29 protein-coding genes are annotated in these 26,209 nt (G+C 45.9%); 20 read left to right on the top strand and 9 right to left on the bottom strand.

All coding sequences use genetic code 11. The annotated features are described in order from the left end of the window. Nucleotides 1–6 precede the first annotated feature (6 nt). The 3 genes from LEP1GSC052_RS11750 to LEP1GSC052_RS11740 are packed head-to-tail and all read right to left on the bottom strand — an operon-like array spanning nt 7 to nt 1,573. Nucleotides 7–462 carry a MarR family winged helix-turn-helix transcriptional regulator gene (locus LEP1GSC052_RS11750; RefSeq protein ID WP_010574036.1) on the bottom strand — a complete coding sequence of 152 codons (456 nt, stop codon included), beginning with the start codon at nt 460–462 and terminating at the stop codon, nt 7–9. Nucleotides 463–493: 31 nt separating this feature from the next. Next, nucleotides 494–958: a MaoC family dehydratase gene (locus tag LEP1GSC052_RS11745; protein ID WP_020986121.1), complete on the bottom strand. Its 465-nt coding sequence runs from the start codon at nt 956–958 to the stop codon at nt 494–496. 12 nt (nt 959–970) lie between these two features. Continuing rightward, the gene (locus LEP1GSC052_RS11740) at nt 971–1,573 is read right to left on the bottom strand and encodes a hypothetical protein (protein ID WP_243397112.1); all 603 of its coding nucleotides are present in this window, start codon (nt 1,571–1,573) and stop codon (nt 971–973) included. A gap of 249 nt (nt 1,574–1,822) precedes the next feature. Here LEP1GSC052_RS11740 and LEP1GSC052_RS11735 point away from each other — a divergent pair, with 249 nt between their 5' ends. From LEP1GSC052_RS11735 to LEP1GSC052_RS11665, 15 genes are all read left to right on the top strand, one after another. Further along, nucleotides 1,823–2,200, top strand: coding sequence for an NADH-quinone oxidoreductase subunit A (locus tag LEP1GSC052_RS11735; protein ID WP_010574039.1), 378 nt, complete (start codon nt 1,823–1,825; stop codon nt 2,198–2,200). Further along, nucleotides 2,191–2,751, top strand: coding sequence for an NADH-quinone oxidoreductase subunit B (locus LEP1GSC052_RS11730; RefSeq protein WP_010574040.1), 561 nt, complete (start codon nt 2,191–2,193; stop codon nt 2,749–2,751). Before LEP1GSC052_RS11735 ends, LEP1GSC052_RS11730 begins: the two co-directional genes overlap by 10 nt. Then, on the top strand, nt 2,748–3,281 hold the full coding sequence (locus tag LEP1GSC052_RS11725; RefSeq protein ID WP_010574041.1) for an NADH-quinone oxidoreductase subunit C: 534 nt from the start codon (nt 2,748–2,750) through the stop codon (nt 3,279–3,281). Before LEP1GSC052_RS11730 ends, LEP1GSC052_RS11725 begins: the two co-directional genes overlap by 4 nt. A 1-nt stretch (nt 3,282) precedes the next feature. After that, the gene (gene nuoD, locus LEP1GSC052_RS11720; protein ID WP_040912983.1) at nt 3,283–4,500 is read left to right on the top strand and encodes an NADH dehydrogenase (quinone) subunit D; all 1,218 of its coding nucleotides are present in this window, start codon (nt 3,283–3,285) and stop codon (nt 4,498–4,500) included. Then, nucleotides 4,500–4,979 carry an NADH-quinone oxidoreductase subunit NuoE gene (gene nuoE, locus LEP1GSC052_RS11715; RefSeq protein WP_010574043.1) on the top strand — a complete coding sequence of 160 codons (480 nt, stop codon included), beginning with the start codon at nt 4,500–4,502 and terminating at the stop codon, nt 4,977–4,979. The genes nuoD and nuoE overlap by 1 nt, the downstream gene beginning before the upstream one ends. 14 nt (nt 4,980–4,993) lie before the next feature. Further along, the gene (nuoF, locus tag LEP1GSC052_RS11710) at nt 4,994–6,334 is read left to right on the top strand and encodes an NADH-quinone oxidoreductase subunit NuoF (RefSeq protein WP_010574044.1); all 1,341 of its coding nucleotides are present in this window, start codon (nt 4,994–4,996) and stop codon (nt 6,332–6,334) included. Further along, on the top strand, nt 6,331–7,371 hold the full coding sequence (gene nuoH, locus LEP1GSC052_RS11705) for an NADH-quinone oxidoreductase subunit NuoH (RefSeq protein WP_010574045.1): 1,041 nt from the start codon (nt 6,331–6,333) through the stop codon (nt 7,369–7,371). The genes nuoF and nuoH overlap by 4 nt, the downstream gene beginning before the upstream one ends. Nucleotides 7,372–7,383: 12 nt before the next feature. After that, nucleotides 7,384–8,007, top strand: coding sequence for an NADH-quinone oxidoreductase subunit J family protein (locus tag LEP1GSC052_RS11700; protein ID WP_010574046.1), 624 nt, complete (start codon nt 7,384–7,386; stop codon nt 8,005–8,007). Beyond that, nucleotides 8,004–8,324, top strand: coding sequence for an NADH-quinone oxidoreductase subunit NuoK (nuoK, locus tag LEP1GSC052_RS11695; protein ID WP_010574047.1), 321 nt, complete (start codon nt 8,004–8,006; stop codon nt 8,322–8,324). The genes LEP1GSC052_RS11700 and nuoK overlap by 4 nt, the downstream gene beginning before the upstream one ends. Nucleotides 8,325–8,331: 7 nt before the next feature. Continuing rightward, nucleotides 8,332–10,272, top strand: a complete 1,941-nt coding sequence (gene nuoL / locus LEP1GSC052_RS11690; RefSeq protein ID WP_010574048.1) for an NADH-quinone oxidoreductase subunit L — start codon at nt 8,332–8,334, stop codon at nt 10,270–10,272. 1 nt (nt 10,273) lies between these two features. After that, the gene (locus LEP1GSC052_RS11685; protein ID WP_020986132.1) at nt 10,274–11,956 is read left to right on the top strand and encodes an NADH-quinone oxidoreductase subunit M; all 1,683 of its coding nucleotides are present in this window, start codon (nt 10,274–10,276) and stop codon (nt 11,954–11,956) included. Beyond that, nucleotides 11,953–13,425, top strand: coding sequence for an NADH-quinone oxidoreductase subunit N (locus LEP1GSC052_RS11680; protein WP_010574050.1), 1,473 nt, complete (start codon nt 11,953–11,955; stop codon nt 13,423–13,425). Before LEP1GSC052_RS11685 ends, LEP1GSC052_RS11680 begins: the two co-directional genes overlap by 4 nt. Before the next feature lie 419 nt (nt 13,426–13,844). Continuing rightward, nucleotides 13,845–14,759 carry a hypothetical protein gene (locus LEP1GSC052_RS11675; RefSeq protein WP_010574051.1) on the top strand — a complete coding sequence of 305 codons (915 nt, stop codon included), beginning with the start codon at nt 13,845–13,847 and terminating at the stop codon, nt 14,757–14,759. Between the two features lie 89 nt (nt 14,760–14,848). Next, nucleotides 14,849–15,331 carry a hypothetical protein gene (locus LEP1GSC052_RS11670; RefSeq protein ID WP_010574052.1) on the top strand — a complete coding sequence of 161 codons (483 nt, stop codon included), beginning with the start codon at nt 14,849–14,851 and terminating at the stop codon, nt 15,329–15,331. Between the two features lie 110 nt (nt 15,332–15,441). Beyond that, complete coding sequence (locus LEP1GSC052_RS11665) at nt 15,442–15,834, top strand: TIGR04452 family lipoprotein (RefSeq protein ID WP_010574053.1); 393 nt, start codon at nt 15,442–15,444, stop codon at nt 15,832–15,834. A gap of 17 nt (nt 15,835–15,851) precedes the next feature. Here the strand turns inward: LEP1GSC052_RS11665 and rsx are convergent, their stop codons facing one another. Beyond that, a complete protein-coding gene (gene rsx / locus LEP1GSC052_RS11660; protein WP_010574054.1) occupies nt 15,852–16,970 on the bottom strand; it encodes an LIMLP_03685 family anti-sigma factor in 1,119 nt (372 codons plus the stop codon). Between the two features lie 10 nt (nt 16,971–16,980). After that, nucleotides 16,981–17,532 carry an RNA polymerase sigma factor gene (locus tag LEP1GSC052_RS11655; RefSeq protein ID WP_010574055.1) on the bottom strand — a complete coding sequence of 184 codons (552 nt, stop codon included), beginning with the start codon at nt 17,530–17,532 and terminating at the stop codon, nt 16,981–16,983. Nucleotides 17,533–17,587: 55 nt separating this feature from the next. Here LEP1GSC052_RS11655 and LEP1GSC052_RS11650 point away from each other — a divergent pair, with 55 nt between their 5' ends. Together LEP1GSC052_RS11650 and srp are read left to right on the top strand one after the other, a co-directional pair. Beyond that, nucleotides 17,588–18,406 (top strand): LA_0442/LA_0875 N-terminal domain-containing protein, encoded by an 819-nt coding sequence (locus LEP1GSC052_RS11650; protein ID WP_010574056.1) that lies wholly within the window; start codon nt 17,588–17,590, stop codon nt 18,404–18,406. 68 nt (nt 18,407–18,474) lie between these two features. Further along, on the top strand, nt 18,475–19,185 hold the full coding sequence (gene srp, locus LEP1GSC052_RS11645; RefSeq protein ID WP_010574057.1) for a sigma factor SigX-regulated lipoprotein: 711 nt from the start codon (nt 18,475–18,477) through the stop codon (nt 19,183–19,185). A 206-nt stretch (nt 19,186–19,391) separates the two neighbouring features. Here the strand turns inward: srp and LEP1GSC052_RS11640 are convergent, their stop codons facing one another. Beyond that, on the bottom strand, nt 19,392–19,808 hold the full coding sequence (locus LEP1GSC052_RS11640; protein ID WP_010574058.1) for a globin: 417 nt from the start codon (nt 19,806–19,808) through the stop codon (nt 19,392–19,394). A 591-nt stretch (nt 19,809–20,399) separates the two neighbouring features. Here LEP1GSC052_RS11640 and LEP1GSC052_RS11630 point away from each other — a divergent pair. Both LEP1GSC052_RS11630 and LEP1GSC052_RS11625 read left to right on the top strand, forming a co-directional pair. Continuing rightward, nucleotides 20,400–21,536, top strand: a complete 1,137-nt coding sequence (locus LEP1GSC052_RS11630; RefSeq protein WP_010574060.1) for a nitrilase-related carbon-nitrogen hydrolase — start codon at nt 20,400–20,402, stop codon at nt 21,534–21,536. 51 nt (nt 21,537–21,587) lie between these two features. Next, nucleotides 21,588–22,118, top strand: a complete 531-nt coding sequence (locus tag LEP1GSC052_RS11625; protein ID WP_010574061.1) for a hypothetical protein — start codon at nt 21,588–21,590, stop codon at nt 22,116–22,118. Nucleotides 22,119–22,199: 81 nt separating this feature from the next. Here LEP1GSC052_RS11625 and LEP1GSC052_RS11620 read toward each other — a convergent pair whose 3' ends face one another. Further along, nucleotides 22,200–23,192, bottom strand: coding sequence for an alpha/beta hydrolase (locus tag LEP1GSC052_RS11620; RefSeq protein WP_010574062.1), 993 nt, complete (start codon nt 23,190–23,192; stop codon nt 22,200–22,202). A 193-nt stretch (nt 23,193–23,385) separates the two neighbouring features. On the opposite strand from LEP1GSC052_RS11620, the gene LEP1GSC052_RS11615 reads away from it, so the two are divergent. Further along, on the top strand, nt 23,386–23,949 hold the full coding sequence (locus LEP1GSC052_RS11615; protein ID WP_010574063.1) for a DUF2878 family protein: 564 nt from the start codon (nt 23,386–23,388) through the stop codon (nt 23,947–23,949). A 24-nt stretch (nt 23,950–23,973) separates the two neighbouring features. On the opposite strand, the gene LEP1GSC052_RS11610 is transcribed toward LEP1GSC052_RS11615, so the two are convergent. Together LEP1GSC052_RS11610 and LEP1GSC052_RS11605 are read right to left on the bottom strand one after the other, a co-directional pair. Beyond that, nucleotides 23,974–25,164: a hypothetical protein gene (locus LEP1GSC052_RS11610; RefSeq protein WP_010574064.1), complete on the bottom strand. Its 1,191-nt coding sequence runs from the start codon at nt 25,162–25,164 to the stop codon at nt 23,974–23,976. Between the two features lie 33 nt (nt 25,165–25,197). Continuing rightward, nucleotides 25,198–26,028, bottom strand: coding sequence for an OmpA family protein (locus tag LEP1GSC052_RS11605; RefSeq protein WP_020986152.1), 831 nt, complete (start codon nt 26,026–26,028; stop codon nt 25,198–25,200). Nucleotides 26,029–26,209: the final 181 nt, after the last annotated feature.

Genomic DNA, 26,209 nt, shown 5'->3' with positions numbered 1-26,209 from the left:
GAATTTTTACTGAAGGAGCTCCACCGTGGCGGACTCCGGATTTTGGTTCTGATACAACTTCATCAAAAGCCGCACCAGTTCCCTTTTTTCGTCCTCGGTAAATCCCTTGTAGAGATTGTTTACGAGCGATCTGGAAATTCCGAGTAGTACAGGGCGAACGGAATACGCCTTGTTCGTTAGTTCCAGATGGACGATTCTCTGATCTTCGGGATCTCTCGTTCTTTCGACGAAACCCAACGCTTCCAACTTGTCGACAAGAGCGGTTAACGTGGATTTGTCTCGATTGATCATCTTCGCGATCTCCTGCATCTGCGCTTTCTTCTTTTTGACAAGCGCGAACAGGATGTCTGCGTGAGTGGTCGTTAACGGACCCAAACCTTTTTCTTTCAGCTCCAGGTTTAGGTGTCTGTGGAATTCGTCTCGAATTCTCGAGATCATATAGATGATCAGTCTAGGACTCATATTTTACCCAATTTTAGAAATTTTTTTCTGATCAGGCAAATTGATATAGATAGATTACCTCTCCTACGGCCGCCGCTTTCGTGGATCCTTCGGTTTCAAAAGTCATCTTCAGAGTCATTCTCGCCGTGCCTCTTAGGTCTTTCAGTTCGATCAACTCCGCTCTAATTCTCAACTTGCTTCCTACTTTTACGGGCTCTAAAAACCGAAGTTTCTCCATCCCGTAATTGATCCCCATCTTAATATTCTTTAATTCTAATATTTGAGATAAGAGGTAGGGTGCCATGGATAAGGTAAGATATCCGTGAGCGATCGTCCCTCCGAAAGGAGATTCCTTTGCGGCTCTAGCCGGGTCGGTGTGAATCCACTGATGATCCAGGGTCGCGTCGGCAAACTTGTTCACCTGCTCCTGTGTCACCGTATGATAATCGGATACTCCGATTTCCTTTCCCGTATAGGCTTCTAGTTCGGCAAAACTGGACAATACTACCTTAGCCATGTTTTTCTCCTTTTACTCCGTTTTGTTTTTTAATTTATCAGTAAGATGTTCAAAGATTTCGGACTCGAGAATGGAAATGTCGATGTTGTCCTGAAGACCTCGGGCTTTCCCCGAGTAGATCGCCTTCCAGAGAATTTCTCCGTTGTCGACATCCATCGCTTTGACCGTGACTTCCATCACCGAATTACCGGAAGCGGTTCCGTAATCCGTCATGTCCGTAAAGACGACCACGTCGCCTTTGAGTTGTTTTGCGATTTGAATTCCTTTTTCTTCGCTGAAGGAATTCTCCGCCGCAAACGCGGTGCGGTATTGTTTTTCCGCGTTGTATTTGTCCTGCACCTTTCCGCCGTATTCGAGAATGGCGAGTTCCAGCTTTTCATAACTTCTGGATTCTAAGAATTTTTTCTGATCCGCGTTTTGGTTTTTCATCAACCAGCCGCTTCGAATCTGAACCGGAAAAACCACGTGTCTCGCTTTTTTATCCGGCGTAAAACCCTTTCGAACGAATACGGTTCCGAAGATGAAATTTTTCGAGGAAGCACACTGCACGAATACGAAAAAGAATAGAATGAATGCGCCGAAAATTCTCGGGAAAGAGGAAATAAGGCTCCCGATTCGGGAAAAAGTAAATGCGATACGAGGAGCGGACAATTCGTTTTCCCTTCTGTTCCTTTACTACCAGTAGTCAGTCGACCCATTTGTCCATCCGTTTTTTAGGGTTTCGTTCGGCGGAATTCGCCATTGTAACGAAATCCTAATTTAGAATATTTTTATTTTCGGGTTGGGAATCGGGGTTTGTGTTCCCTGAGATGGAACGCGAAATTGATTGACAGGCTATATGCAAACGGGAGTCTAATAGTAGCTATGGATAGCGCTCCCGAGCACCTTGGCCCTTTATTAATTCAATTCTTACTCGGAGTCGGATTCTCCGCTCTGATTCTTACCCTTGCCATACTCATCGGCCCGAAAAAAAAGTCCAAACCGCAGGACACGTTCGAATGCGGGGTTCAATACTACGGGGATGCGAGAGGACTTTTCAATATCAAGTTTTATCTTGTCGCGGTCTTATTCATTCTGTTTGATATCGAAGCAGTTTTCCTTTTTCCTTACGCGGTCAATCTGATCGGATTTAAGAATGCGGGAATCGGACTTTTTCTCGTAGTCGAGATGTTTGTGTTTGTCCTGACCTTGGTCGTTGGTTTATACTATATCTGGAAGAAAGGAGCCTTGGAATGGGATTGAGTGATTTGAGTAAAGCCCCGGGCCAGGCCCTGGGCGATATGGTTCAACTCGGAAGCATCGAGTCCGTAATTCAGTGGGGAAGAAGTTATTCTCTTTGGCCGTATCCGTTCGCGACCGCTTGTTGCGGAATCGAATACATGAGCACGGCTTGTTCCGATTACGATATCGCGCGCTTCGGTGCGGAACGACCTTCGTTTTCACCGCGTCAGGCGGATATGATTCTGGTTCTCGGGACCATTACTTATAAGATGGCGCCGGTGCTTCGTCAGATTTACGATCAGATGGCGGAGCCGAAGTTCGTGATCAGCGTGGGAGCTTGCGCTTCTTCGGGTGGAATGTTTCATACATACGGAGTTTTGCAAGGAGTGGATCGGATTCTCCCCGTGGACATTTACGTTCCGGGATGTCCGCCGAGACCGGAAGCGATCTTGGACGCCCTTTTGAAATTACAGGCGAAACTGAAAACCCAGGGGCTGGAAGCGAGACGTCAGGAAGTGATGCAGAAAATCCAGGAATTGAACGAAAGAAATAAACCCCTGGTTGTACGATGAAAGAAGAAGTAGAACGATTCCTAAAAGAAAAATTCCCTCATTTTTTGGATACGCAGGAAACGACGATCTCCAACGTCCCCGTTTTTTTTCTAAAAGCGGAGGGATTGGTTCCCGTATTGTCCGCCTTGAAAAACGATCCAACACTCAATTATAATTTTCTAAACGACTTAACTGCGGTCGATTGGCTCGGAAAAAAAGAACCCCGTTTCGAAGTCTGCTATCTGCTTCGATCGGGAAGTAAGGCTTCGAGCAGAATTCAATTTAAGGTTCGGCTCGAAGACGGAGAATCCGTACCGAGTATCACTTCTGTTTTCAAAGGCGCGAACTGGCCCGAACGCGAAGTATATGATCTTTTTGGAATCTCTTTTATCGGACATCCGAGTTTGGATCGGATTCTTATGCCGGACAACTTTCAAGGGCATCCTCTTCGTAAGGATTTTCCGTTGGAAGGATTCGGACAGGACTATCTCATCGAAGACCTTCTTCAGATCCACGTAAACGAAGACATCACAAAGGAAGGAGGAAAGTAGAATGATGTACGAAAAAACGGCCGAACATTTCGGACAAAAATTCGCCAACCTTCCCGAAGGACATCTTCTCGTAAACTTGGGACCTTCGCATCCGGCCACGCACGGAATTCTCCAGAACGTGATCCAACTCGACGGAGAAAGAATCGTAGAAGCCGAATCGATCATCGGTTACGTTCACCGTTGTTTCGAAAAATTAGGAGAACGTTATACTTACAATCAGTTCCTAGTCTGCACCGATCGTATGAACTACGTTTCGACTCCGCTGAACAACATCGGTTGGATTCTCGCGGTGGAAAAGATGATGCAGATCGAAGTTCCGGATCGAGTTACGTATGTGAGAATGATCATCTCGGAACTTTCGAGAATCATGGATCATATCATCTGCACGGGAATTCTCGGAGTGGATCTCGGCGCTTTTTCGGGAATGCTCCATCTCTTTCATCACAGAGAAAACATCTATCAAGTCATCGAAAAGTTGACGGGCGCGAGATTGACCACGACCTTTTGCAGGATCGGCGGTTTGGAAAGGGATCTTTATCCCGAGTTCGTCAAAGAAGTAAAACTCATCTGCAAGGGATTAAAACCCGCGATCGAAGAGTTCAACAGTCTTCTTCTCAAAAATAAAATCTTTCTCGGACGCACCGAAGGAATCGGCGGAATCTCCGCGGAAGACGCGATCGCCTACGGATTCTCGGGACCGAATCTCCGCGCGGCCGGAGTGGATTGGGACGTCCGCAAAGACGAACCGTATATGTTGTATGACAAGGTGGACTTCGACGTTCCGGTCGGAGAAGACGGTTCCGTTCTTCACAGAAGTTTGGTGAGAATGGAAGAGATGCGTCAATCGATCCGAATCATCGAACAACTCGTGGACGGAATTCCGGAAGGGCCTTGGCACGCGGATCTTCCGCACGCCTACCTTCCCGAAAAGAACAAAGTCTACAACAACATGGAAGAATTGATCTATCACTTCAAGATCATCATGCACGGCGTCAAGGTTCCTCCGGGAGAACACTACATGGCGACCGAAGCGGCCAACGGAGAACTCGGATTCTACATCGTTTCCGAAGGGGAAAAATCCCCCTGGAGAGTTCACGTTAGACGCCCTTGCTTCTGGTATTATCAATCCTTTTCCGAACTCGTTCGCGGAGGACTTCTTGCGGATTCGGTCGCGACGATGAGTTCCTTGAACGTGATCGCGGGGGAGTTGGACTGCTGATGAGTTACAAGTTCAGTGCGGAATCCGAAAAAAGATTCCAAAAGATGCTCGAAGTGTTTCCGGATAAACGATCCTTGATTCTTCCCTGTTTGTACATTCTACAAAGGGAACACGGTTTTGTGGATCAGGAAGGAATGAATTACATCGCGGACCGTCTCGGAGATCCGATCTCTCTCGCGCAAGTCTACGGGGTCGCGACGTTTTACACTCTTTACAATAAAAAACCGGTCGGTAAATATCATATCCAAATCTGCGGAACCTCGAGCTGTTATCTGCAAGGGAACGATACGATCGAAAAACATCTCTGCGAGAAACTCGGAATTCATCTCGGACAAACCACTCCGGATCAAAAGTTCACCTTGGAAGAGGTGGAATGTTTGGGCGCATGCGGTTACGCTCCGATGGTGCAGATCAACGACGATTTTCACGAACAACTTACGCCCGAAAAAGTGGATCAGATTCTAAGCGGCCTGAACTGACAAAGGAACTCCTTATGGCAGAAATGAAACTTCTCACGAAATATATCGACAACCCTAAGTCCGCCGAACTCGAGTTTTACGAATCGGTTCACGGATACGACGGGATGAAAAAAGCCCTTCAGATGAAACCGGACGACATCATCGCCGAGGTGAAAAAGTCGGGACTTAGGGGAAGAGGCGGCGCGGGATTTCCGACCGGACTCAAGTGGTCCTTCATTCCGAAAGACATTCCAAAACCGAAATACATCATCTGCAACGCCGACGAAGGCGAACCGGGAACATTCAAAGATCGTAAACTGATTGAGAACCTTCCGCACCAGATCATCGAAGGGATGATCATCGGAGCCAAAGCGATCGGTTCGAGCAAGGGATTCTTTTATATCCGAGGAGAATTTCAAAAAGGCGCGAGAACCATGCAAAAGGCGATCGACGAAGCCTATGCGAAAGGATATCTGGGGCAGAATATTCTCGGAAGCGGATTCGACTTCGATCTGATTCTTTACGAAGGCGCGGGCGCTTACATCTGCGGAGAAGAAACCGCACTCATCAATTCTCTCGAAGGCAGGAGGGGCCATCCAAGATTGAAACCTCCTTTCCCCGCCGTGTCGGGACTTTATCGTTCTCCGACCGTTGTGAATAACGTGGAAACGTTTTCGGCGGTTCCTCATATTCTCGACAAGGGAGCGGATTGGTATTCCAAGATCGGAACCGAAAAATCTCCGGGTACGAGACTCTTCAGCGTTTCCGGTCACGTAAAACGTCCGGGCGTTTATGAAATCGAATTAGGAACTCCTTTATTAGAACTTGTGAATGATCTTTGCGGAGGAATCGTGGACGATAAACCTCTCAAGGCGATCATTCCCGGCGGATCTTCCGTTCCGATTCTCACCGCGGAAGAATGCAAAACCGCGAATATGGATTTCGAATCCATGGCGGCCCACAAAACCATGCTCGGTTCGGGCGCGGTCATCGTTCTTGCGGAAGGCACGGACATCGTGGAGACCACGTATCGTTTCGCGAGATTCTACGCTCACGAATCCTGCGGTCAGTGTACTCCTTGCCGCGAAGGTACTCATTGGGTTCGGGACATTCTTTATAAGATTCGTGAAGGAGAAGGAACGACCCAAGACATCGACTTGATTCTTTCCTTGTCCAGAAACATGGAAGGTGGAACGACCATCTGTCCTCTTTCCGACGCTTGTGTGGGTGCGGTTCGTCCGGCCTTGCAAAAATTCCGCGCGGAGTTCGACGCAAAACTCAAGGACAAACCGGAACCGACTCCGGATCATCCTCGGAGAAGAAAGGAAGATAAGATTTCCGAATCGGCGACAGCGGGAGGAAGAACTGCTCCATGAATTGGAACGAGATTCTATTTTGGCTTTTAAAAAGCGGGCTTTTCTTTTTTATCCTCATCACCGCTTGCGCGTATTACACTCTTGCGGAAAGAAGGGTTGCGGGTTTTATCCAGGATCGTAAGGGCCCGAACCGCGCCGGGATCTGGGGACTTCTTCAACCTCTCGCGGATGGAATTAAATTCTTAACCAAAGAAGAAGTGTTCCCGACTCAGGTGAACAAGGTCATGTATTTGGTCGCGCCCGCGATTTCCATGACTTGTGCGATCATGGCTTGGTCCGTGGTTCCTTTGGGCGGGCAGATTCCTCTTCCCCCTTGGTTGGCGGAAAAAACCGGTCTTGGATTTTTGGATCTTCAAGTCGCAAATCCCGATACGGGAATCTTGTTTTTGTTCGCGATCTCTTCTCTTGCGGTTTACGGAATCATCATCGCGGGTTGGGCGAGTAACAACAAATATTCGTTGTTAGGCGCGATCCGTTCCACGGCCCAGATGATCAGCTACGAACTTCCCTTGGGGATGAGCGTGGTTTCGATCGTCATTCTTACGGGATCGTTAAAACTTTCCGATATCAGCGCGTCTCAAGCCGGGCTTTGGAACATATTCAAACTTCCGGGTTTTATCGCGTTTTGTCTTTTTGTCGTGGCGATGTTCGCGGAAACGAATCGACTTCCTTTCGATTTGGCCGAAGCCGAATCCGAACTCGTCGTAGGGTTTCATACGGAATACGGCGCGTTTAAGTTCGCATTATTTTTCATCGCGGAATACATGAACATGATCACGATGAGTTGTGTCGTGACGCTTTTGTTTTTCGGCGGTTATCAGGTACCGTTCGGACTTTTGGAAGGAAACGTATTACAACCTCTTCTCGGTTTGTTTTTCTTTTTGGGCAAGGTGTTGTTTTTCGCGTTCCTTTTTATGTGGGTGCGATGGACGCTTCCCCGTTTTAGATACGATCAACTCATGAGCCTCGGGTGGAAAAAACTCATTCCTTGGGCCATTTTGAACATCGTGATCGCAAGCATCTATATACAATTTTAAGAATATAACGATATGCCATATACGGATCAACCTCAACTGCTTCTATTCTTTCTGTTTTCGGCGGTGATGATACTCAGTTCCCTAGGGGTGATCTTTCATCCCAACGCGATCACGGCCGCGGTTCTGCTCGTATTGAGTTTTTTCTCTCTCGCCGCGATCTACGCGGTGATGAACGCGATCTTTATCGCGACGATGCAACTTCTCGTTTACGCGGGCGCGATTATGGTTCTCGTCGTGTTCGTGTTGATGCTTTTGTCGCTACGAGAGGACGACACGAAGCTCTTTATCTTCGAAAAGCCTATTAAGAAATTATTATATTTAGGACTTGTAATGTTCTTGGGGATTCTTTTGATCACTGCGGTTCAAGACGGGATTCCGTCCGAAAATTCGCAAAGAGTCGGTTACGGAGCGAACGCCAATCAACAATATTCGTTTCCGATTCCCAAAGAAGGAAACACGTCCAACCCGACCGCCGTTGCGATTTCGGGTAACACGGCCGTTGTCGGAAGCGCGATGTTCTTACGATACCTTCTTCCTTTCGAACTCATCTCGATATTACTCCTTGCGGCCGTGCTCGGCGCGGTTCTACTCGGAAAAAAGAATTTAGGAAAAGGCGAAGAAGGAGGAAACGTATGAGCCTCTGGATTTCCGGAATTCCGGTGCATTATTTTCTAATTCTCGCGATGATCATCTTTACGATCGGAGTCGCGGGTGTGATGGTCCGCAGAAGCGCGGTTTTGATTTTTATGTCGGTGGAGTTGATCCTCAATTCAGTGAACCTCGTATTCGTTACTTTTTCGAAGGCGCTCCATCAGGTCGACGGGGAAGTGGTCGTGTTTTTCGTTATGGCCATCGCGGCGGCCGAAGCGGCGATCGGACTTGCGATCGTGATCGCGATCCATAGAATCAAAAAGACGAGTTTCGTAGACGAAATGAATCTGATGAAATGGTAGGAAGAGAATGGAAATATCAAATCTAATCCCTGCGTTAGTCGCTCTTCCTTTGATCGGATTTTTGATCTCCGGTCTTTTCGGCAAATGGCTCAGAAGTTTTACCGGAGTGATTTCCACCGGCGTAGTATTCTTATCCTTCGCGTTGGCCTTGTTGTCTTTTTTTCAATTTCATCCGATGGAAAGAACGGTTCCCGAAATCGTGACCGTGTTTCCTTGGTTTGAAGCGGGAGGTTTGAACGTTTCTCTCGCGTATCAGGTGGATCAGCTTTCGCTTTATATGATTTTGATCATAACCGGAATCGGATCTCTTATACATCTTTACAGCATCGGTTATATGAAGGAAGATCCGGGATTCAGCCGTTACTTCGCGTATTTGAATCTATTTATCTTCGCGATGCTCAATCTGGTACTTGCAGAAAACTTAATACTTCTTTTCCTTGGATGGGAAGGAGTGGGGCTTTGTTCGTATCTTTTGATCGGTTTCGACTATCACAAAGAGTCGGCGGCCAACGCGGGAATGAAGGCGTTTATCACGAATCGAATCGGAGATCTCGGGATGCTTCTCGGAATCGCGCTCGTGTTCTGGTATACCGGAAGCGTTTCTTTCGTTCAGATTTCGGAAGCGATTCCGGAAGTTCCTTCGTTTCGTTACGTTCTTCCTTTGGCGGCTGTTTGTTTTTTTATCGGAGCGATCGGAAAGTCGGCTCAACTTCCGTTGCACGTTTGGCTTCCCGACGCGATGGCGGGACCGACGCCCGTGTCGGCTCTCATTCACGCGGCGACGATGGTTACCGCGGGAATTTTTTTAATCGCGAGACTCAATCCTATCTTTTTATCCGCGCCTCAAGTGGGACATTGGATCGTAATCATCGGATCGGTAACCGCATTCTTCGCCGCGACGATCGGACTTTTTCAAAACGATATCAAGAAGGTGCTCGCGTATTCCACCGTATCGCAGCTCGGATATATGTTCGTCGCGATGGGAGCGGGAGCGTATGTCGCCGGACTTTTTCATTTGATGACACACGCGTTTTTTAAGGCGCTTCTCTTTTTGGGATCGGGTTCCGTGATTCACGCTCTACATCACGAACAGGATTTGCGGAATATGGGCGGATTGAAAAACCAGATGAAGATCACATGGATCACGTTTCTCGTCGGATCGCTCGCGATTTCGGGGATTCCTCCGTTCAGCGGATTCTTTTCCAAAGATCTAATATTAGAAAAAAGTTATGCTTACGGGACTCTTTTTTACGGACTCGGAATCGTAACAGCGCTTTTAACCGCGTTTTATATGTTCCGAATGACCTACCTCGCGTTTTACGGAGAATCCAGAGTGTCATCGCATAAGGCTTCTCATTTGCACGAGTCTCCTCTCGTGATGACGATTCCCCTCGTGATTCTTTCCATAGGCGCGGCGATCACCGGCTTTTTGGAAGTTCCTCATTTTTTCTTCGGAGGAGTGAACGTTCTTACGCGTTACTTCGCTCCCGTATTTCTCAGAGGAACCGAAGTTTCCGAGATGATCGTCAAACAATCGTTAGACGCGCATGAAATCGGAGAAACGATCGAACTGAGTTTGGTCGCCGTTTCGGTCGCTGTGGCGATCTCCGGAATTTTTATCGCAAGAACCGTATTCTTAACCGGAAAAAAAATTCCCGATGCGGAAGAATCGCATACGGGAATCAAAAGAATTCTTTCCCAAAAATACTACATCGATGAGTTTTATAGGGACTTTATCGTGGAACCGATTCTTCTTCTCGGAAAATTCTTAGCTGGATACGTGGAAAGAAATTTCCTCGATCTGATTTTGCGGGGAACGGGAAGGGTCGCGGTGGCGATCTCTTTGGTTCTTAGAAGGGTTCAAACGGGAATCATCGTAGACTACGCGATTCTGATCGTATTGGGAACCGTGGTCATTCTTTCCTTTTTTCTACTGAGGGGGCTGTAACTTGGATTTCCCGCCGTATATACTGAGCATTTTTTTATTTCTACCTCTGATCGGAGTGCCGTTCCTATTCTTATCCAATAAGGTTTATTGGTTACGATTCGTAGCGGGATCGTTTACGTTGGTTCCGTTTTTGATCATCGTAGGATTGTATTTCGAATACGATCCGTCGAACGCTTCTTTGCAATTCGTGGATAGAATCCGGGACATCGTCGTTTCCGGAAATCTTAGAGTGGATTATCATATCGGACTCGACGGATTCAGTCTTCTTCTTTGCGGAATGTCCTCGATGTTGTTCTTTCTCTCGACACTTGCCACTTGGTCGAGCATCACCAATCGTATCCGGGAATTTTACGTTTATCTAATGATCGTCGAGATGAGCGTTCACGGAGTTTTTCTTTCGGGAAATCTAGTGTTGTTCTATATCTTCTGGGAAGCGATGGTTTCTCCGATGGTTCTTATGGTGGGAATTTGGGGAGAGGATCAGCGCGTAAAAGCCGCGATCAAGTACCTGATCTTCTCTTTCACCGGTTCTGTTTTGATGCTTGCAGGAATTCTAATCTTGTATTTTAAAACGGGAACGATCGTCATCGAGGAATTGTCCACCGGACTTCTTCCCGAGATACCGAAAAACATCCGTTTGTTTATGTTCTTCGCGTTCGTGTTGGCGTTTGCGATCAAGGTGCCTTTGTTTCCGTTGCATACTTGGATGCCGGACGTTCACTCTCAGGCGCCCACCGTGGGTTCCGTGGACCTTTCGGGGATCTTATTGAAGATCGGTTTATACGGATTTATACGTTTGGCGATTCCTCTTTTTCCCGAAGAAATGTTGGAATACAGGGAACTGCTCGGAGCCTTGTCGATCGCCGGAATCATATACGGGGCCGTCATCGCGATGGCACAGGAGAATTCCAAACGAGTCGTCGCGTTTTCTTCCTTAGCGCATATGAGTTTTTGTATGCTCGGGATTTTGAGTTTCACCGAAGAAGGTATGGCCGGTGGAATGCTTCAGATGTTGAACCACGGATTCACCGCGGGAATGCTCTTCTTTATGCTCGGGATGTTGCACGAAAGAATCGGCAACAACGACATCGCGAAGGCGGGCGGTTTGTCCAAATTGCTTCCCGTGTTCTCGGTGTTCTTTGCGATCGCCGTGTTCTCTTCGCTCGGAGTTCCCGGAACGAACAGCTTTATCGGAGAATTTTTAATCATACTCGGAAGCATCAAGGCGAACGTCGTATACGGCGCATTAGCCGCAACCGGAGTCGTGTTCGCGGCGGGTTATCTTTTGTTGTTCGCAAAAAGAATGATCTTCGGAGAACCTTCCAAAAATCTGATCGAACATCACGATCTCAACCTCAAGGAATGGGCGATTCTCGTTCCGACCGTAATCATGATTTTCTGGATCGGAATCTATCCGAAACCTTTCTTAAGAGTTTTGGAACCTTCCGTGAGAGTCGCATTAAATTCGGCATCTATGAAAGTGATCGAAGAACGTTCTCTTAAGGAAAAGGATCTGAGCGATAAACCTTTCGAGAGAAAGATCACGTCTTACAAATCCTTGGGAACCGAACCGGCTCGTTACGAAGAACGACTCAAAGGATATCCGAGCAAATACGCTTTGCCGGAATCGATCCGAAAAGGAAAGGAAACCTCTCCTGAAGGGGACGAGGAGGCGCAAAAATGAGTTTGATACCGAACGTTCTCGATTTATTTTCCATTCTTCCCGCGTTGATCTTGGCGGCGGGCGGAGTGTTTCTGATCTGTTTGTCCGTTCTTTTTAAAACGAAAGAATTTCTGATCGTACGATACGTTTCCGGTCTGATTCTTCTCATCGCGTTTGCGAGCGTGTTTTATACCGCGTTTCGATTTCCGGGAAACGGAACCTATTTCGGCGGACAGATCGAAAACTCGGTCTTATCCTTTTGGCTCAATCTGATTTATATCTCCATGGCGATCGGAACCGCGGCCATCGTTCCAAGAATATTAAAGAATCATAAAATAGAATTTCCCGAATTCTACCCATTGTTGTTGTTCGCGACCTGCGGAATGATGCTGATGACCGCCGGACAGGATTTTATTCTCGTGTTCGTGGCGCTCGAGCTTATGAGCATTTGCTTATACATTCTGATCGGAATGGCGAGAAGCGATCTATTCTCGCTCGAAGCGACTCTCAAATATTTTCTTTTGGGAAGTTTCTCTTCCGGCTTTATGTTGATGGGAATCGCGTTCCTATTCGGAGGAAGCGGATCGACGAATATCTCGGTCGCTTTAAAGCCGCTTCTCATCGCGGGTTATCAGGGAAATTTTGCGAAGATCGGACTTGTATTGTTCATCACGGGAGTCGCGTTTAAGATCGCATTGTTTCCGTATCACGCGTGGACTCCGGACGCGTACGAAGGAGCGTTGACTCCTGTTACGGGCTACATGTCGACCGCGGCGAAAGCGGCTTCGATCGGATTGTTGCTCGTTCTTTATTCTAAACTTCCGCTTCCGCTGGAAGACAGCACCTGGGCTTGGTTGCCGGGAATTCTCGCTTTGTTGTCGATGGTTTACGGAAACCTTCTCGCATTAAAACAGGAAAATTTAAAGCGAATGCTCGCGTATTCCTCGATCGCTCACGCGGGTTATATCGTCGCCGGGATTTCCGCGGGAATCAAGGAAGAAGTTTTATTCTATCTCATCGTTTATTCTTTTATGAGTTTGGGAGCGTTTGCGATTCTTGCATATCTCGAAGAAGGAACAAGACAAGTAACGTTCTTTTCGATTCAATCCTTATCGGGGGCGAAACCGTTCACCGCGATCGCGATCAACATCTTCTTTATGTCCTTGGCGGGAGTTCCGCCGTTCGGAGGATTTTGGGCGAAGTTGTTTCTCTTTCAAAAACTCGCAGAATCAGAACATCTGATGAATCGAATTCTTTTGATCGGGGGCGTGATGAATTCCGCGCTCGCGCTTTATTATTATCTGCGAATCGGAATCGCGACTTTTATGAGTAGCGACGAAGGCGAAATTTCCCGCAATCATTCCGCGCCTTATAGCGTGGGCGTAACCGTGATCGTGGTGATCTGTTTCTTTATGGTCGCGCTCGGTTGGTTCTTGCTCGTTCCCGGAAATCTTTTGGCCATCGGCGCCTTGCAATATCTTAGCTATTGAGCGCTTCCTAAAATCGAGGCCGGGAAAAAACATTTCGCTTAACAAAAACGGGCGCCTCCTTTCGATTTTCAATCGAAAGGACCGCGCTCTTCCGCGACTTCGCGTTCGCTTCGGCCGCAAGGCGGCTGCGTTAACTCAAACTCATTTCCCATGGGTCGTTTGTGAGTGCATCGCTCCGATCGCTGGCGCGGGGTTTTGTCGTAGTTCCGACAAACTTTCCGTAATACAAGAAAGCCCCCGCCCGAGTTCGGGAGGTGGAGGTGGGCTCGTGGGCCCCATCGCCGAACTTTCCACTAACAGAAAATTCAACTTTTGTAAACTAAAATCCCGAGTACGGTATCCGTCGTACCTCCGACAAATCTCCGAAGGCAAACGAAAGTTCTTGAAGAGTTCCTCCTTTGAGATAAGCTCTAAGATCCATGAACCGACTCGCGCTCATCCTGATTCTTTTCGGATTTTTGTTCGATTGTAAAAAGGCCGGTCCTCCGACCCCATTCTCCGACGACCCCAAAGAAAGATTTCGAGCGTATTGGGAATCCGGAACCGCGGAAATCTCCTCTTACAATTTAAACCAAGTTCGATACGGCGAGAATCATACGGGCAAGGCGATTCTATTGTTCGTCACGGAAGATTTTTCCAAAACCAAACAGGTCAAACTGGACGAGCCCGAGAAACACGAAACCGATCGGGCCAAAGTGTTGAAGCTCAATTTTGTAAAGAATTTCGTGACCGGAATCTACGCCTATTCGATGACTCTTTCCGTGTTCACGCCTTTGGATACAAAACAAAATCCTAATACGATTAAGGAGAGTATGTCTTCTCAGGAATGGTGCGGAAACGTATTCACACAATTGAATTTGGACAACGATCGATATAGAATCGAATCCTATTCTTATTTCGAAACGGAAGGGGATCGAAAATTCTTTTTGGAAAAGGAAATCCTGGAGGACGAAATTTGGAATCGAATCCGGTTGAATCCGGAAAACGTTCCCACCGGAGAATTAAAAATCATCCCCGGACTTTTTCACGTAAGACTCAATCACAAAGAACTGAAACCCTTGAGGGCCGTTCTTTCCAGACAAAAACAGGACGATTCGTTCGTTTATACGATCTGGTATTTGGAAGAGGAAAGAACGTTGAAGATTCGGGCCGAGTCTTCATTTCCGTTTAAAATTCTCGCCTGGGAGGAAACCTTCCGGGACTTCAACGGAAGATTGATGACTACATACGCGACCTTGGACGCGACGATACAAAGCGATTATTGGAATCGCAATCATAACGAATTTAGAAACCTTAGAAAAAATCTCAAACTTCAGGACGACTCGACTTTTTAAGAGGTTGTCAGTGTTCGACGTCTCAAAGAGCCTGTGTTTTAATCGGGTCCGAGAATCGTTTTCGATTTTCAAACTCGAAGGAGGGAAATGTGAACATAGAAATCGGAAAGGGATTAAACGGTCTTTATTTCGGAATGTCCAAAGAAGAGGTAAAGGCGAAGCTCGGAGAACCCGACGAAGTTTACGATTACGATTACGAAGGTTCCATTTCGACAGGGTTCGAATATTTTTCCGCGGAATCGGAATACGAATTCGATAAGGACGAAGGCGATCGATTGTATTCCATCACCATTTCCAATCCTTCGATTCGTCTTTTCGGAAAACCGATCATCGGAGAATCGATCGAAAGCATTCGAGAACTCTTAAGTAAAAACGGGATCTTCGATTTCGAAGAAGACGACGAGGAACACGATCATGAAGATCATGACCACGACGACGAAGATCACGTTCACGGTATCACCGCGTTTTCCGATAAACTCAACGCGATCTTTCAATTCGAAGAAAACGAACTGATCTTTTTCGGATTCAGCCCGCTTTTCAAAGACGACGCGATCGACTGGCCTAAATACTAAGTGTTAGAGGCGCTAAGCCTCTCTTTTTGAAAATGGTTTGACTTCGTTTTTTTCGGGAACAGTCTAAAATACGCGGGTTGAATTTAAACTCGCATGTTCGGAATTCCGTAATGCGTTTCTCATTAAAAACAGGTCGAACCTTTTTCTTTTTCGTCCTCTTCGGATTCAATTGCGCATACGTAAATATCAATCCGAGTTTAATCACCGGAGTCGAAGCCAAACAAATCATTTCGGACCGATTGCTTCTCAGTCAGTTGGTTTATATCATGGCCTTGAACGAACCGGAACCGCTTCATTCCAGCGCGGTTGCGGGTTTGACGCTTACGATTTTGATTCCGGACGGGCTGGGAATCGACGAGAAAAAGATGTATCAAAAGGACGCCGTAAACGAATGTGCGGATCAGATCTTTCTCGTTTCCTTGGTTTCCACGGGACTCACCACTTTCGTCTGTAAGGCGAGCAATCCTCCGATCAGCATTCCGGTAATTAGTAGAAAATTATAATATACGAATGTTTTTTCCTAATTTTCGGGAGGGATCAGTTCCAGTTCTTCGATTTCCTTTTTGTCGATTTCGAATTTCTTTCCTTCTTTGTCCGTGAGAATGTAGAAACGATCCGTTTCTTCCACGGAACCCAGGAAGTTCTTTCCGTTTTTCAGAACGATTTTGAAGATCGGACTCGATTCCGCAGATCCGGTTTCTTTCCGGAGAATGGAGACCGTTTTTTCATCGTGACTTTCGTTTGGATTTCCGTTTGCGTTCGTGTTGCCGTCGACGATCGATTTGAAAATCTCTGAAAGAATTTTATATTTTATGAATGTGTTCGGTTCGATCTTTGAAATCTGGATCTTCGACTGATTGGAATCGGATGCGCTTTGAGTCCCTGCGGGATCGTCCTTTACGACTTCGAAACCGACTCGAACTTCCGGTTTCGCGTCGCCGAAGTTCGGGTCTTTCACTCGAATCGCTCCTTCCAAAACCAAAATCTGATATCGTTTTACAGAAGGATCCGCGATCAAAACAAGGGTGGTTCCCAAAAGTTCGGAGGAAAGATTCTTCACCTTGGAACGAATCCTCAAAGAAGAACGATTTTTGTGCGTGGTAAACAAAACGATTCCGTAATTCAGATTTAGATCCGCTTCGTCTTCGTTTTGAAAAACGGAAAACTCGGAATTCGGTAGCAAACGCAACGTCAAACCGAGATCACCTTCCGTTTTGTAATCGCAAAAAGAATTCTTCCCCGCTTTAAAAAGAATCTCTTTTCCGTTCGGATTCCTATCTACGAAACAATCCCCGGTTGTGACGGATTTGGAGATCGACAACCCGTCCCTATGATATCGAAAGAACATAAAATAAATCGCAAGTAAGGAAAGAATCAAAACGCTCGCGGCGGCCAAGAGCGGATTTTTAAAATCGAAAATTTTCCGCTTTGATCGAAACGAAGATACGTATGTTACGTTGGAATGTGTGTTCGCTTGTTCGTTCAAAAGACCGATTTCGTTTTTGAGTTTCATCAATTCGAAGAATTCTTTTCGGGCGCTCGGATCCGAAAGAAATTCACCGAGTTCGTTTCTAGTCATTTCGTTGGAGATCGCTTTTTGCATTTTTTCTCTTCGAGTTGAATCCGAATCATTTTTCATCTGCGACCTCCTATAATCCTTCGAATTCTAAATTCGATTTTTTTAATATTCTTCTTAAAACCGTCAAGGACGCGTATGTCTTTCGATTTACGGTTCTTACGGATATTCCCAATAACTCCGCGGTTTCTTTGATCGTATGTTTTCTCAAAAAACGAAGAACGATGATATTCTTTTCCAAATGCGGAAGACTTTCCACGCTTTCGTTCAGAATTTCAAGACGACGTTTCATTTCTTCCTCGTCGTTCGCGTTCGTTTGTTCTTTGGAAACGGATTCCAAAACTTTTTGAGAATCGAACACCTCTCTTGTTTCGATCGGCCCTTTCTTCTTAATCCAATCCAAAAAAAGATTCTTTGCGATCGTAATCATCCAAGAGGTTTCGTTTCCTTTGGACGGATCGAACTTATCCCAATGTTTCAAAACTTTGATGAAGGTTTCCTGACAAACTTCTTCGGCTTCTTCTCTAGATGCGTTTTTGCTCAGAAGAAATCGAAAAATTTTTTCGTAATTCCTCGAATACAAACCGTCAAAATCGAAAATTCGATCTTTTGTGTTCTGATTCATCTGTTATAGATAACGAGTTGCTTTTAAAAATGTGCCAGCTTAAGGTAAAAAAAATATGACGTTCGTTCGCGAAAAAGTTTTTTTGATTCTTTGTTTTGCTTTTCTCGGTTTCGTTTCTACGATCGATTCAAAGTCGATTTTACTGAAGAATGGCAAAAGGATTGCAAACGTAGAGGTGAAACCGATTGCGAACGGCTTCGAAATCACATATCGAAACGGAAAAAAAGAAACGGTTTCTTTGAACGAGGTTCAAAGGATTTTCATCTCAAACGACCTGCCGACAAAGATAAAATCGAAGGAGAATCGGAATGATCGAACGAAAATCGTTCCCGTTTTATCCGATTCGGACAAGTCTTTAGAAGAAAAGCAAATTCCATTCTCCGCATCCACAAAACAAAAATCGGGGACCGCGGTCTTTGCGGAAGGATTGATTCCGGGTTGGTCTCGTTTGGTTCGAAACGATTCCAATTCTTTGAAGAGCTTGGGATTTTTTCTGATCTTTGCGGAACTCTTTCTCGCTTACGAAAGTTATATTTATTTATCTCCCGCGGAATCTTTCGTAAAATCATCCAAAATCATTCCGCCCACTCCGATCGAAATCGCGGCCTTTGTTTCGAACGATACTAAAATTATAAACGTGGTTTTGCTCAATCGAATTCATTGGGAATCGTCGTTGGTCGTTCTTACGAACGGCCGATTGATGCAAAGAGGTCTTTACGAAGAGGAAAAGAGAACCTATGTTTCGGCTTTGGTTTTCGTATTAATTTTGGACGCGTTTCTCGGTTATCAGTTTGAGAATTGGAACGTGGTTCCCAGTTTGAACGTTTCCTTTCGGGAAAAAGAAGTGTCCGGAGGAGTCGTTCTTCGTTTTTGAAATTTTTTTAGGCACAAAATTCCTCGAGAGTCGTTGGCGAGTTCGGATCTGATCAGGAGGATTCGACTATGATTCAAAAAATCACAACGACGTTGTTCCTAACGTTGATTCTTGCGAACTGCGGCGGCAAAAACGAAGACCATTCTAAAAACGATATGGCTCTTCTTTTGGCGCTTCAACCTCAGGGTTTGGGAATTTCGGGAATCTACGCTTCTCTCAACGCGAGAAGCTCGAGCGGAGGCGGACAAGGATTCTACTCCACAGGAAACGTTTCTCCGTATTCTTTGATCTCTCAATCGCAGGATTGTTCTCAGGGCGGAAAGATGACTTTGACCGGCGACTTGGTTATGAGCGCCACCGCAACGACGGCGAGCGCTCAATTCAACGATGCAAAAACCGTGTTCGAGTCTTGCAAACAAACCGTTCCTCTGATGGAAGGAACCGAAAACACGACCGCAACGGCCGTGATCGAAGGCGAGATTTTAAGAAACGGTCAGGCGAGTATCGTCATCGATCCGACTTCGACCGCCGCGCTTACGAAAGCGACCGGAAACGCGACCGAAAGAATTCAATCCAGCACTTATAAGGTAAACGGATATCTTTATCCGAAATTCGATATTACGTTTACGAAGAATAACGCGAAACTTACGCTGGAGAACATGAACGATATAGACAAAGCGTATATCGGAATCGAAGAAACGGTTCAAGTTACGGGAACGATCGGAACGGAGAATCTCAATACTTCTTATACTTACAAGTCCAGATTTAAACTTCGTTGATAAGCGAAGTCCTTCGGACGTTCTAAACGTCCGAAGGTTCTACCGCGTTTATTTAGAATCGATATTTTGCGGAATCGGCGTGAGGTTTACGAAGGACGATCGGAAATCGAAGCGAAAGACTTTTGCGTTTAAAACGATACGCGGAAAAACGTTTCCACTCGAAAAAATAGATAAAAAAAAATGAATATTCTAAAAGTAAAATTCTCTCAGCTCCACTGAAGCGTTTCGGCGGAGGAGACGTAGATCATCTTAAAAACTTCTTTCCAGCTTTCTTCGATCTCGTGCGTAAACCAAGGTCCCAACCATTCTTCCATCGCGAAAATCCAACCCCTTTCCAAAAGAAAGATCTCGTCGGCTCGGTTGCAGATTTTGATACATTCCATTCCGAAATGATGAACCGCCTTTTCCAAAGGAATACTTTGAGAACCGGTCAACACGATATTTCTCGCGGAGCCCATAAAGGATCTTACTTCTTCCAATTGAAGTCTGGAAAAGATGTCTTCGTATTTGGGGCTGTTTTCCTTAAGATATAGAAAAAACAATTCAGCGAACTTAATCCGATCCAGATTGATGATTTCAAAGGATTCGACTAAACTTCGGAATTGATTTTCTGTAAGGCTCATCTGGATTCTCCCATTGCGATCGATGGAAACGACTTGGAACAGGATATACGAATTTGGAGAATCTTGCCTCTTGCTTTATAATGCGAAGAGGATCATAATATAACTTGGTATAAATAAAAAGTCGTATGGACGCGTTTTTACACCCAAGTAAAGAAAAAATTTCCATTCTTGGGGCCGGTTCCTGTCTCGGATCGATTGTTTGGATTCAATATTTCATTTGTTCCTTGGGAGGATTTACAAATATGAAACGAATGAAGTTACTTCTTACGATCGCTCTGTTAGGGTTCCTTACAATTTGCGGCTACAAAAAGAAAGACGATATCCAGAACAATGTGATCCTGTTGTTGGCTCTACAAAATCAAAACCCGGGAGCTTTTCGGTTTATCAACCTCTTTGATTGTTCGCAATAACAACCGCGGAGGAGACGGAGGCATTCGAACGGAAACGTGACTCCGTTCGTTCTCATCGGTCAAACGCAATTTAAACGGAAATGATCTAAGTAAGAAGGCGCCGCAACGGAAAACCTTCGGCGCCTTTTTTGTTTTTAAAAATAAGAGTTGAATGAATTTTCTTTTCTGGCTCGACTGAGCCATGAATTCCTTCAAACGATATTCTCTTCCCGTTCTTCTTTGTCTTATTATTCTTTATACGATTTGGTCGTTCACGGGCCGTTCTCCCTCGAAGGAAAAAACGGATTCTCGTTTGGTGAGAATGGAAACCGTGGGCCGCGACGTTCAAAAGGGAAATCTTCTCGGAATTCAACCCTGGATGTTTCCGGGGGATTACTCGAGTGAACGAAATTTTTTGACCAAGATCGATTCTTATCTCGTGCAAGCAGATCGGGAAAAATTCTTAAATGCAAAAACGATCGCGGTTTTTCCGGAATACCTGGGAACTTGGCTCGTAATCGCCGATGAAAAAGACTCGGTGGCAAAATCGGCAAAGATCGAAGACGCGATGCAAACCTTGGTTCTCAGCAATCCGATTTCCTTTGTTAAGAATCTGATTTCGGCCCGAGGCGAAGACGGAGTTCGAGACGCGCTTTTTCGTATGAAGGCGGAAAAGATGCTTTCGATCTATTCGAATACGTTTTCGTCCTTGGCTCGTAAGTATAAGATCACGATCGTCGCCGGTTCGATTCTTCTTCCCGAACCGACGATCGTATCCGGTGTAATCCGAATCGGAAGCGGCTCTTTGAAGAACGTTTCTTTCGTGTTTTTACCGGACGGTTCCGTGGCGGAGAATTCTCCCCAAAAAATATATCCGATCGGGGACGAGAAACCCTTTGTGGCCGCTTCTTCGGCGGAGAATCTAAGGTCGATTGAAAGTCCCGCCGGTAGAATCGGAGTTTTGGTCTGCGCCGATTCGTGGTATCCCGCGGTTTACGAAACATTCAAAAAGCAGAATGTAGATTTCATTCTGGTTCCTTCGTATGTGGCTCCGAACGGGGCCATGTCCGAGATCTGGAAGGGTTACAACGGTTCTTCGAATCCCCCGGACGTTCGTTCGGAGGACATCGGCAAGATTGTAGAAGGAAAGGCTTGGTTGAAATACGCGATGGCCGGAAGACTTTCCAAGTCCGGAGCGAGTCACGGGATCAACGTATTCTTAAGAGGTTCTCTTTGGGATCTCGGCTCGGACGGCGAGACTATTGTTGTTCAACGTTCTCAAGTGAAGACGTTTCCGAAGATCGAAGGCGCAAGCATCGTAAACCTCTGGTTAAATTAACGGAAAAGATTTATTTCTTGAAAACTCTTCGAAATAGATTCTTCTTGGTGCATGTCACTATTTCTTTTTGAAACCTTTACTGATAACTTTCAAACCAAACACAAGGAAGTCGCTCCCGGCAAGTGGTTCGGTTTAAACACTTTGAATCTAGACGGAAAACCCTTTGCGGCTTTTTTCGAAGGCGAACTCGTTCTTAAACTCGGAGCGGAAAAGATCGCAGAGATCTTCGACCGTTATCCGGGCGCGAAACTCTTCGATCCTTCCAAAAACAACAGAGCGATGAAAGACTGGCTTCAGATCCCGGTCGAATTCCAAGAAGATTGGGATTCTTTAGGGGAAAGCGCTTTGATTCTCGCTCAAAAAGCGGCAAAAGCGGGAACTCCTGCTCAGAAAAAAGCGGCTCCTAAAAAGGCCGCGAAGAAGAAAGCTCCCGCTAAGAAAAAGAGCGCGGCAAAGAAGAAGGCTAAACCTAAAAAGTCTTCCGCGAAAAAGGCGAAAGCAAAGGTAAAACCGAAGAAGAAGGCTCCGGCTAAGAAGAAAGTCGCGAAGAAAAAGACCGCGGCTAAAAAGCGGAGAAGATAATCCGGGTTTCGTAAACCTCTTCGTTTCGAAAGAGGTTTACAATTTCGTTCCATTCTCGGAAAGAAAGAGGAGGAAAAGGAATCACTTCTTAGGAGCGAAAACCCTTTGGATGAATTCCTCTTCTTCCTTTAGAATCAAATCCTTGTCGCTCTTCATGTATTTGGAAAACAATACGTGATTTCCCAGTTCGATCCGCACGGCCTTGTTGAAAGGGCTCGCTTTTCCGTTCTCATTCACTTTTTTGAATGCGTTTAACATCGATTGAACGGATGCGGACGCGTCCTGTTCCTTTTCGTTTTTATAGTAATAAAACATCAAAACGGGCGAAGTGATCTTGGAAAACGGATCGGTTCCCAAAACGTATTCTCTTAAGTCCGAGAGATTTTGAACCGCGGCGAGATACTGATCCCTGTACCAAAACGCGGCGGCCGGTTCTTTCTTTTGTTCTTCCGTGGACTTTCGGATTTTTCCCATCACGAGATGCGCGAATTCTTTTCCCCAGGAGAATTGATAAATTCCTCCGAGCGGACTCGTAAAATCGTAAAAGGGAGAAGCGAGAATCAAAGCGTGAACTTTATCGGGGTATTTTGCGGCCAAGTACGTGGAGATCAATCCGCCCATACTCGTTCCGATGAGAATCGTTTTTTTACCGAGTTTTTCCGATTCCAAAAGAGCCGTTTCCGAATCCTGAAGAATCTCCGCGAAGGTCGTATCCCTATGATCTTCCAAGTTGGTTCCGTGACCCGGAAGTCGAACGTAGTAAAGATTGGCTTTTAAATCCTTTGCGAGTTTGTCCGTGACTTCCTCGCCTTCGGCTCGGGACGCACCGAATCCGTGTATGTAAAGAATGGAATATTCCGTTTTGCCGGGAGAATAACGAACGAGCCTTTCTTCGTTGTCGGGTCTCGCTTTTTTGTTCCGACTGATTTCTATTCTTTCATGGTAATAGGAATCGAAATCCGCGTGGAGCGGCGTCGGTTTGTATTCATATTTAGGAGTTCCTGCGTAGAAGGTGACGACGAGAAATAGGGCGAAGCCGCCGATGATTCCCAGGGTCCACTTGAGTATCTTCATTTTTGTATGTTTCCTCACTATCGAATGAAACAATTCAAATCGGTTCACATCGGTCCTGCAAGAAAAAAGGTATGAGTTCCCACAAAACCGAAAAAGACCTTGAATTTTGTCTCCCGAATCGTAGTTTGTAGCGGTCGATACAGGCGTGCGACGGGCATTTTGACCCGAGTCGGCGCTTTAAAAAGGGGCTTCTATGTTTTTTACGCTGTCAGAACCGTTTCAAAATCCGAAAAGGCTGATCCTTTTGGTTCTCGGAGGAGGAATCGGCCTCGCGCTTTGCGATCAAATCCACGTTCAATTTTCCGTTCTGCGTTATTTTCATTCCGGCGTTTTCGGTCAGGCTTGGTGGGTCGCGCCCCAGTTCATACTTGCAACTTTTCTAATGTATTTCGGGGCCTCTTTTTTTAAAAAGGAAAGCGAAGAATTCGAAATCCGAGACTTTACGCTGAGCCTCGGTTGGTTTGTCGCGGCGTATCTTGCGAGCGGAATTTTTTCGGGAACTCCGATCGTTCTTGCGTTGATTTATCTCGGGACGTGGTCGTTTCGAATCGTATTTTCTCAGGAAAGAAAACCCTTGGCGATCTTTTCCGTTCTGCTTGCGGTTTGCGGAACCGGCGCGGAGGCCCTGATTTCAAACGCGGGTTTTTTCGTATACAACCAACCCGATTTTCTTTCGGTTCCGATTTGGCTCCCCGGTTTGTATCTGCACGGAGCGCCTTTGATCTGGAGTCTGATTTCCTGGGTTAAAAAAAGATAGGGAAGAATCTAATATTCAAAAATATTAATATATTTTCCAGTCTTCCATGTGAAACGAAACCCCGGGCATCACATAAACCTCGTTGATGGTTTGTTTGTAGCTTGAGGACATTTCCGAAAAACCGATCCCCTGGCTTCCCGCCGTATAATCCGCCCTTGCGATGGAGCCTAACGTGTCTCCGTAATACGAACTGTATTTTCTTGTGATGTCCTGACGAAGAAGACCAATGTCCAAACTGAATCTGCAATATCGAAGAGAGGCTTCCACCATAAACAAGGTTCCGCTGTCCTTTGCGCTTCCGCCATAAGCCGGCACCGAAGCGAAATAACCGTGTTGTCCGCTCGCGTTCGCCTGATCCAAAATCTGGGAACCGAAAAGGGAAAAGTTTCCTTTGCGGCTCAAGAGTTCGAAACGGGAACGGATTTCCAACCAGGGAAGAATTTTCGCTTTGATAAAAATCCCGGGAAGAATTCCGGACATCGTATAATCGGCGTTAATGCTTCCTCCGATGCTCCAAGTGATTTGGTTCGGATTCGAAGCGGTTTCTCTTGTGACGGAATAGGAACCGAAACTGATTTCGTTTCTTTCCGAATATCTGTGGATCCCGATCGAAGGTCCGATCATCAACCAACTTAAGATCGGATGTGTGTAGGAAAGACGCAACGTTTGCGAAACTCCTCTGAAGTTGATCAAACGTTTTCCTTCGAACGCGGACGCGTAGTATCGATCGGTTCTCGGAGATACGAAGTTCACCGAAGCCGGATTCTCCCTTCCGTATTTTCCCGAGACGCTGTCTTGGCTGAAGGAAAGATCGATCTTATTCTTCCATCCGTACGAAATATCGGAATGTTGCGTGAATATATCCAGGTTCTTGGAAGAAGTATAAGGGATCGCAAGAGGCGCGCCAGGATCGGTGAGTTGTCTGAACAGGGAATTTTTCAGCCAAGAAGGTCCGGTTTCGTCGAGAATCGCGGGGCTTAGATCTCCAAGACCGGCCCCGATTCTAAACCGAAGTCTGTGATCGAACGCTTCCAGATATTTTTGCATCGATTGATTGGAGGCGTTCGTAGCGTTTGCGGAATTTTGTTTGTCTCCGTTCGCGTTCGGATCGGTTCCCGGATTTGCGGGAGGTTTTGTCTCGTTCTGCGCGTATATCAGAGAATTCGTAAATAAGAATATTAGAATACTTAAAACTAGGATACGGATCTTTTTCAAAGAATTTTTCCTTTTATGATTTCACTTCGTTTATCAAAGAACGAGACGGACCGTGCCGACGTAGATTTCCGTTCTTCTGTTTCTCGGTTCCGCGAGCATCGTATCTACGATCTTAAACTTATCCGCGTAACCGTCGACTTCGCCGAAACGATTTTCGGGAAGATTGTGTTTTTTGGATAATTCCGATTTCACCGAATTCGCTCTCGCCTTACTCAAGGTTAGGTTCGCGTAAAAATAACCGACGCTGTCCGTATGTCCTCCGACTCGAACCTTCGTTTCGGGATAAGCGTTCATCGCGTCCGCGATCTTTTCGATCAGAAGTTTCGCGGCCGGAGTTAAGGTCGCCTTGCCGCTCGGAAACGAAACGTCGCCGTCGATGGAAAGAAGAATTTCGCGTAACTTTTTATTCTCATCCGTGATTCTTTTTAAGGCGATCCCTTTGGTTTCAAGTCCGTCCGCAACGGTGTCGAATTTGGTTCCGCTGAATTCGAAATCGGATTTGATTCCCGTGTAAACCTTTTCGAGATAATCCGGAGTTCCCATGTCGTCCAAGGCCCCTTCGGGCAAACGACCCAAAGCTTCCTCTCTGGATCCGCTCGCCAAAGGTTCCGCAAATTTGGAAGGAGGACATCCGCAGAATTTTTGAAACGCCGATGAATTCGTAAAATCTTTGAAGTTGGAAGAGAAACTCGAACAGGACCCGGATACGATGACACAAAGAAAACAAATAATCGTTTCGATCGATCTCGTTTTTAGAATACGAACGATACGATTCGTTTTGATTTGAGGCATTTCGTTTAAATAGGGGAGAATTTCTACTTCAAATCCGCTTGAAAGGGACGGGACGTTACGACATCGTTTCATTCTTATTCCATTTCATATATTATAATTCAGTAAAACAGGTTTTCGGAGTCCGTATGTCGTTGACAATCCAATCCGAAAATTTCGAAAAAAATTATTAACCTTTTCGACGTTTAAATCGAAGGAAACTAACGTTTCGGATTAAAAAATTGAATGAAAAAGGTAGGAACGATTTCGATTCTGT

The organism is Leptospira kmetyi serovar Malaysia str. Bejo-Iso9 (assembly GCF_000243735.2).
Taxonomy (GTDB): domain Bacteria; phylum Spirochaetota; class Leptospiria; order Leptospirales; family Leptospiraceae; genus Leptospira; species Leptospira kmetyi.
This window is presented reverse-complemented; position numbering and strand designations above follow the sequence as displayed.

Coding starts and splice junctions, on each gene's coding strand:
- LEP1GSC052_RS11750 (WP_010574036.1), bottom strand. CDS start 462: ATGAGTCCTAGACTGATCATCTATATGATCTCGAGAATTCGAGACGAA.
- LEP1GSC052_RS11745 (WP_020986121.1), bottom strand. CDS start 958: ATGGCTAAGGTAGTATTGTCCAGTTTTGCCGAACTAGAAGCCTATACG.
- LEP1GSC052_RS11735 (WP_010574039.1), top strand. CDS start 1,823: ATGGATAGCGCTCCCGAGCACCTTGGCCCTTTATTAATTCAATTCTTA.
- LEP1GSC052_RS11730 (WP_010574040.1), top strand. CDS start 2,191: ATGGGATTGAGTGATTTGAGTAAAGCCCCGGGCCAGGCCCTGGGCGAT.
- LEP1GSC052_RS11725 (WP_010574041.1), top strand. CDS start 2,748: ATGAAAGAAGAAGTAGAACGATTCCTAAAAGAAAAATTCCCTCATTTT.
- nuoD (WP_040912983.1), top strand. CDS start 3,283: ATGATGTACGAAAAAACGGCCGAACATTTCGGACAAAAATTCGCCAAC.
- nuoE (WP_010574043.1), top strand. CDS start 4,500: ATGAGTTACAAGTTCAGTGCGGAATCCGAAAAAAGATTCCAAAAGATG.
- nuoF (WP_010574044.1), top strand. CDS start 4,994: ATGGCAGAAATGAAACTTCTCACGAAATATATCGACAACCCTAAGTCC.
- nuoH (WP_010574045.1), top strand. CDS start 6,331: ATGAATTGGAACGAGATTCTATTTTGGCTTTTAAAAAGCGGGCTTTTC.
- LEP1GSC052_RS11700 (WP_010574046.1), top strand. CDS start 7,384: ATGCCATATACGGATCAACCTCAACTGCTTCTATTCTTTCTGTTTTCG.
- nuoK (WP_010574047.1), top strand. CDS start 8,004: ATGAGCCTCTGGATTTCCGGAATTCCGGTGCATTATTTTCTAATTCTC.
- nuoL (WP_010574048.1), top strand. CDS start 8,332: ATGGAAATATCAAATCTAATCCCTGCGTTAGTCGCTCTTCCTTTGATC.
- LEP1GSC052_RS11680 (WP_010574050.1), top strand. CDS start 11,953: ATGAGTTTGATACCGAACGTTCTCGATTTATTTTCCATTCTTCCCGCG.
- LEP1GSC052_RS11675 (WP_010574051.1), top strand. CDS start 13,845: ATGAACCGACTCGCGCTCATCCTGATTCTTTTCGGATTTTTGTTCGAT.
- LEP1GSC052_RS11665 (WP_010574053.1), top strand. CDS start 15,442: ATGCGTTTCTCATTAAAAACAGGTCGAACCTTTTTCTTTTTCGTCCTC.
- rsx (WP_010574054.1), bottom strand. CDS start 16,970: ATGAAAAATGATTCGGATTCAACTCGAAGAGAAAAAATGCAAAAAGCG.
- LEP1GSC052_RS11655 (WP_010574055.1), bottom strand. CDS start 17,532: ATGAATCAGAACACAAAAGATCGAATTTTCGATTTTGACGGTTTGTAT.
- LEP1GSC052_RS11650 (WP_010574056.1), top strand. CDS start 17,588: ATGACGTTCGTTCGCGAAAAAGTTTTTTTGATTCTTTGTTTTGCTTTT.
- srp (WP_010574057.1), top strand. CDS start 18,475: ATGATTCAAAAAATCACAACGACGTTGTTCCTAACGTTGATTCTTGCG.
- LEP1GSC052_RS11640 (WP_010574058.1), bottom strand. CDS start 19,808: ATGAGCCTTACAGAAAATCAATTCCGAAGTTTAGTCGAATCCTTTGAA.
- LEP1GSC052_RS11630 (WP_010574060.1), top strand. CDS start 20,400: ATGAATTCCTTCAAACGATATTCTCTTCCCGTTCTTCTTTGTCTTATT.
- LEP1GSC052_RS11625 (WP_010574061.1), top strand. CDS start 21,588: ATGTCACTATTTCTTTTTGAAACCTTTACTGATAACTTTCAAACCAAA.
- LEP1GSC052_RS11620 (WP_010574062.1), bottom strand. CDS start 23,192: ATGAAGATACTCAAGTGGACCCTGGGAATCATCGGCGGCTTCGCCCTA.
- LEP1GSC052_RS11615 (WP_010574063.1), top strand. CDS start 23,386: ATGTTTTTTACGCTGTCAGAACCGTTTCAAAATCCGAAAAGGCTGATC.
- LEP1GSC052_RS11605 (WP_020986152.1), bottom strand. CDS start 26,028: ATGAAACGATGTCGTAACGTCCCGTCCCTTTCAAGCGGATTTGAAGTA.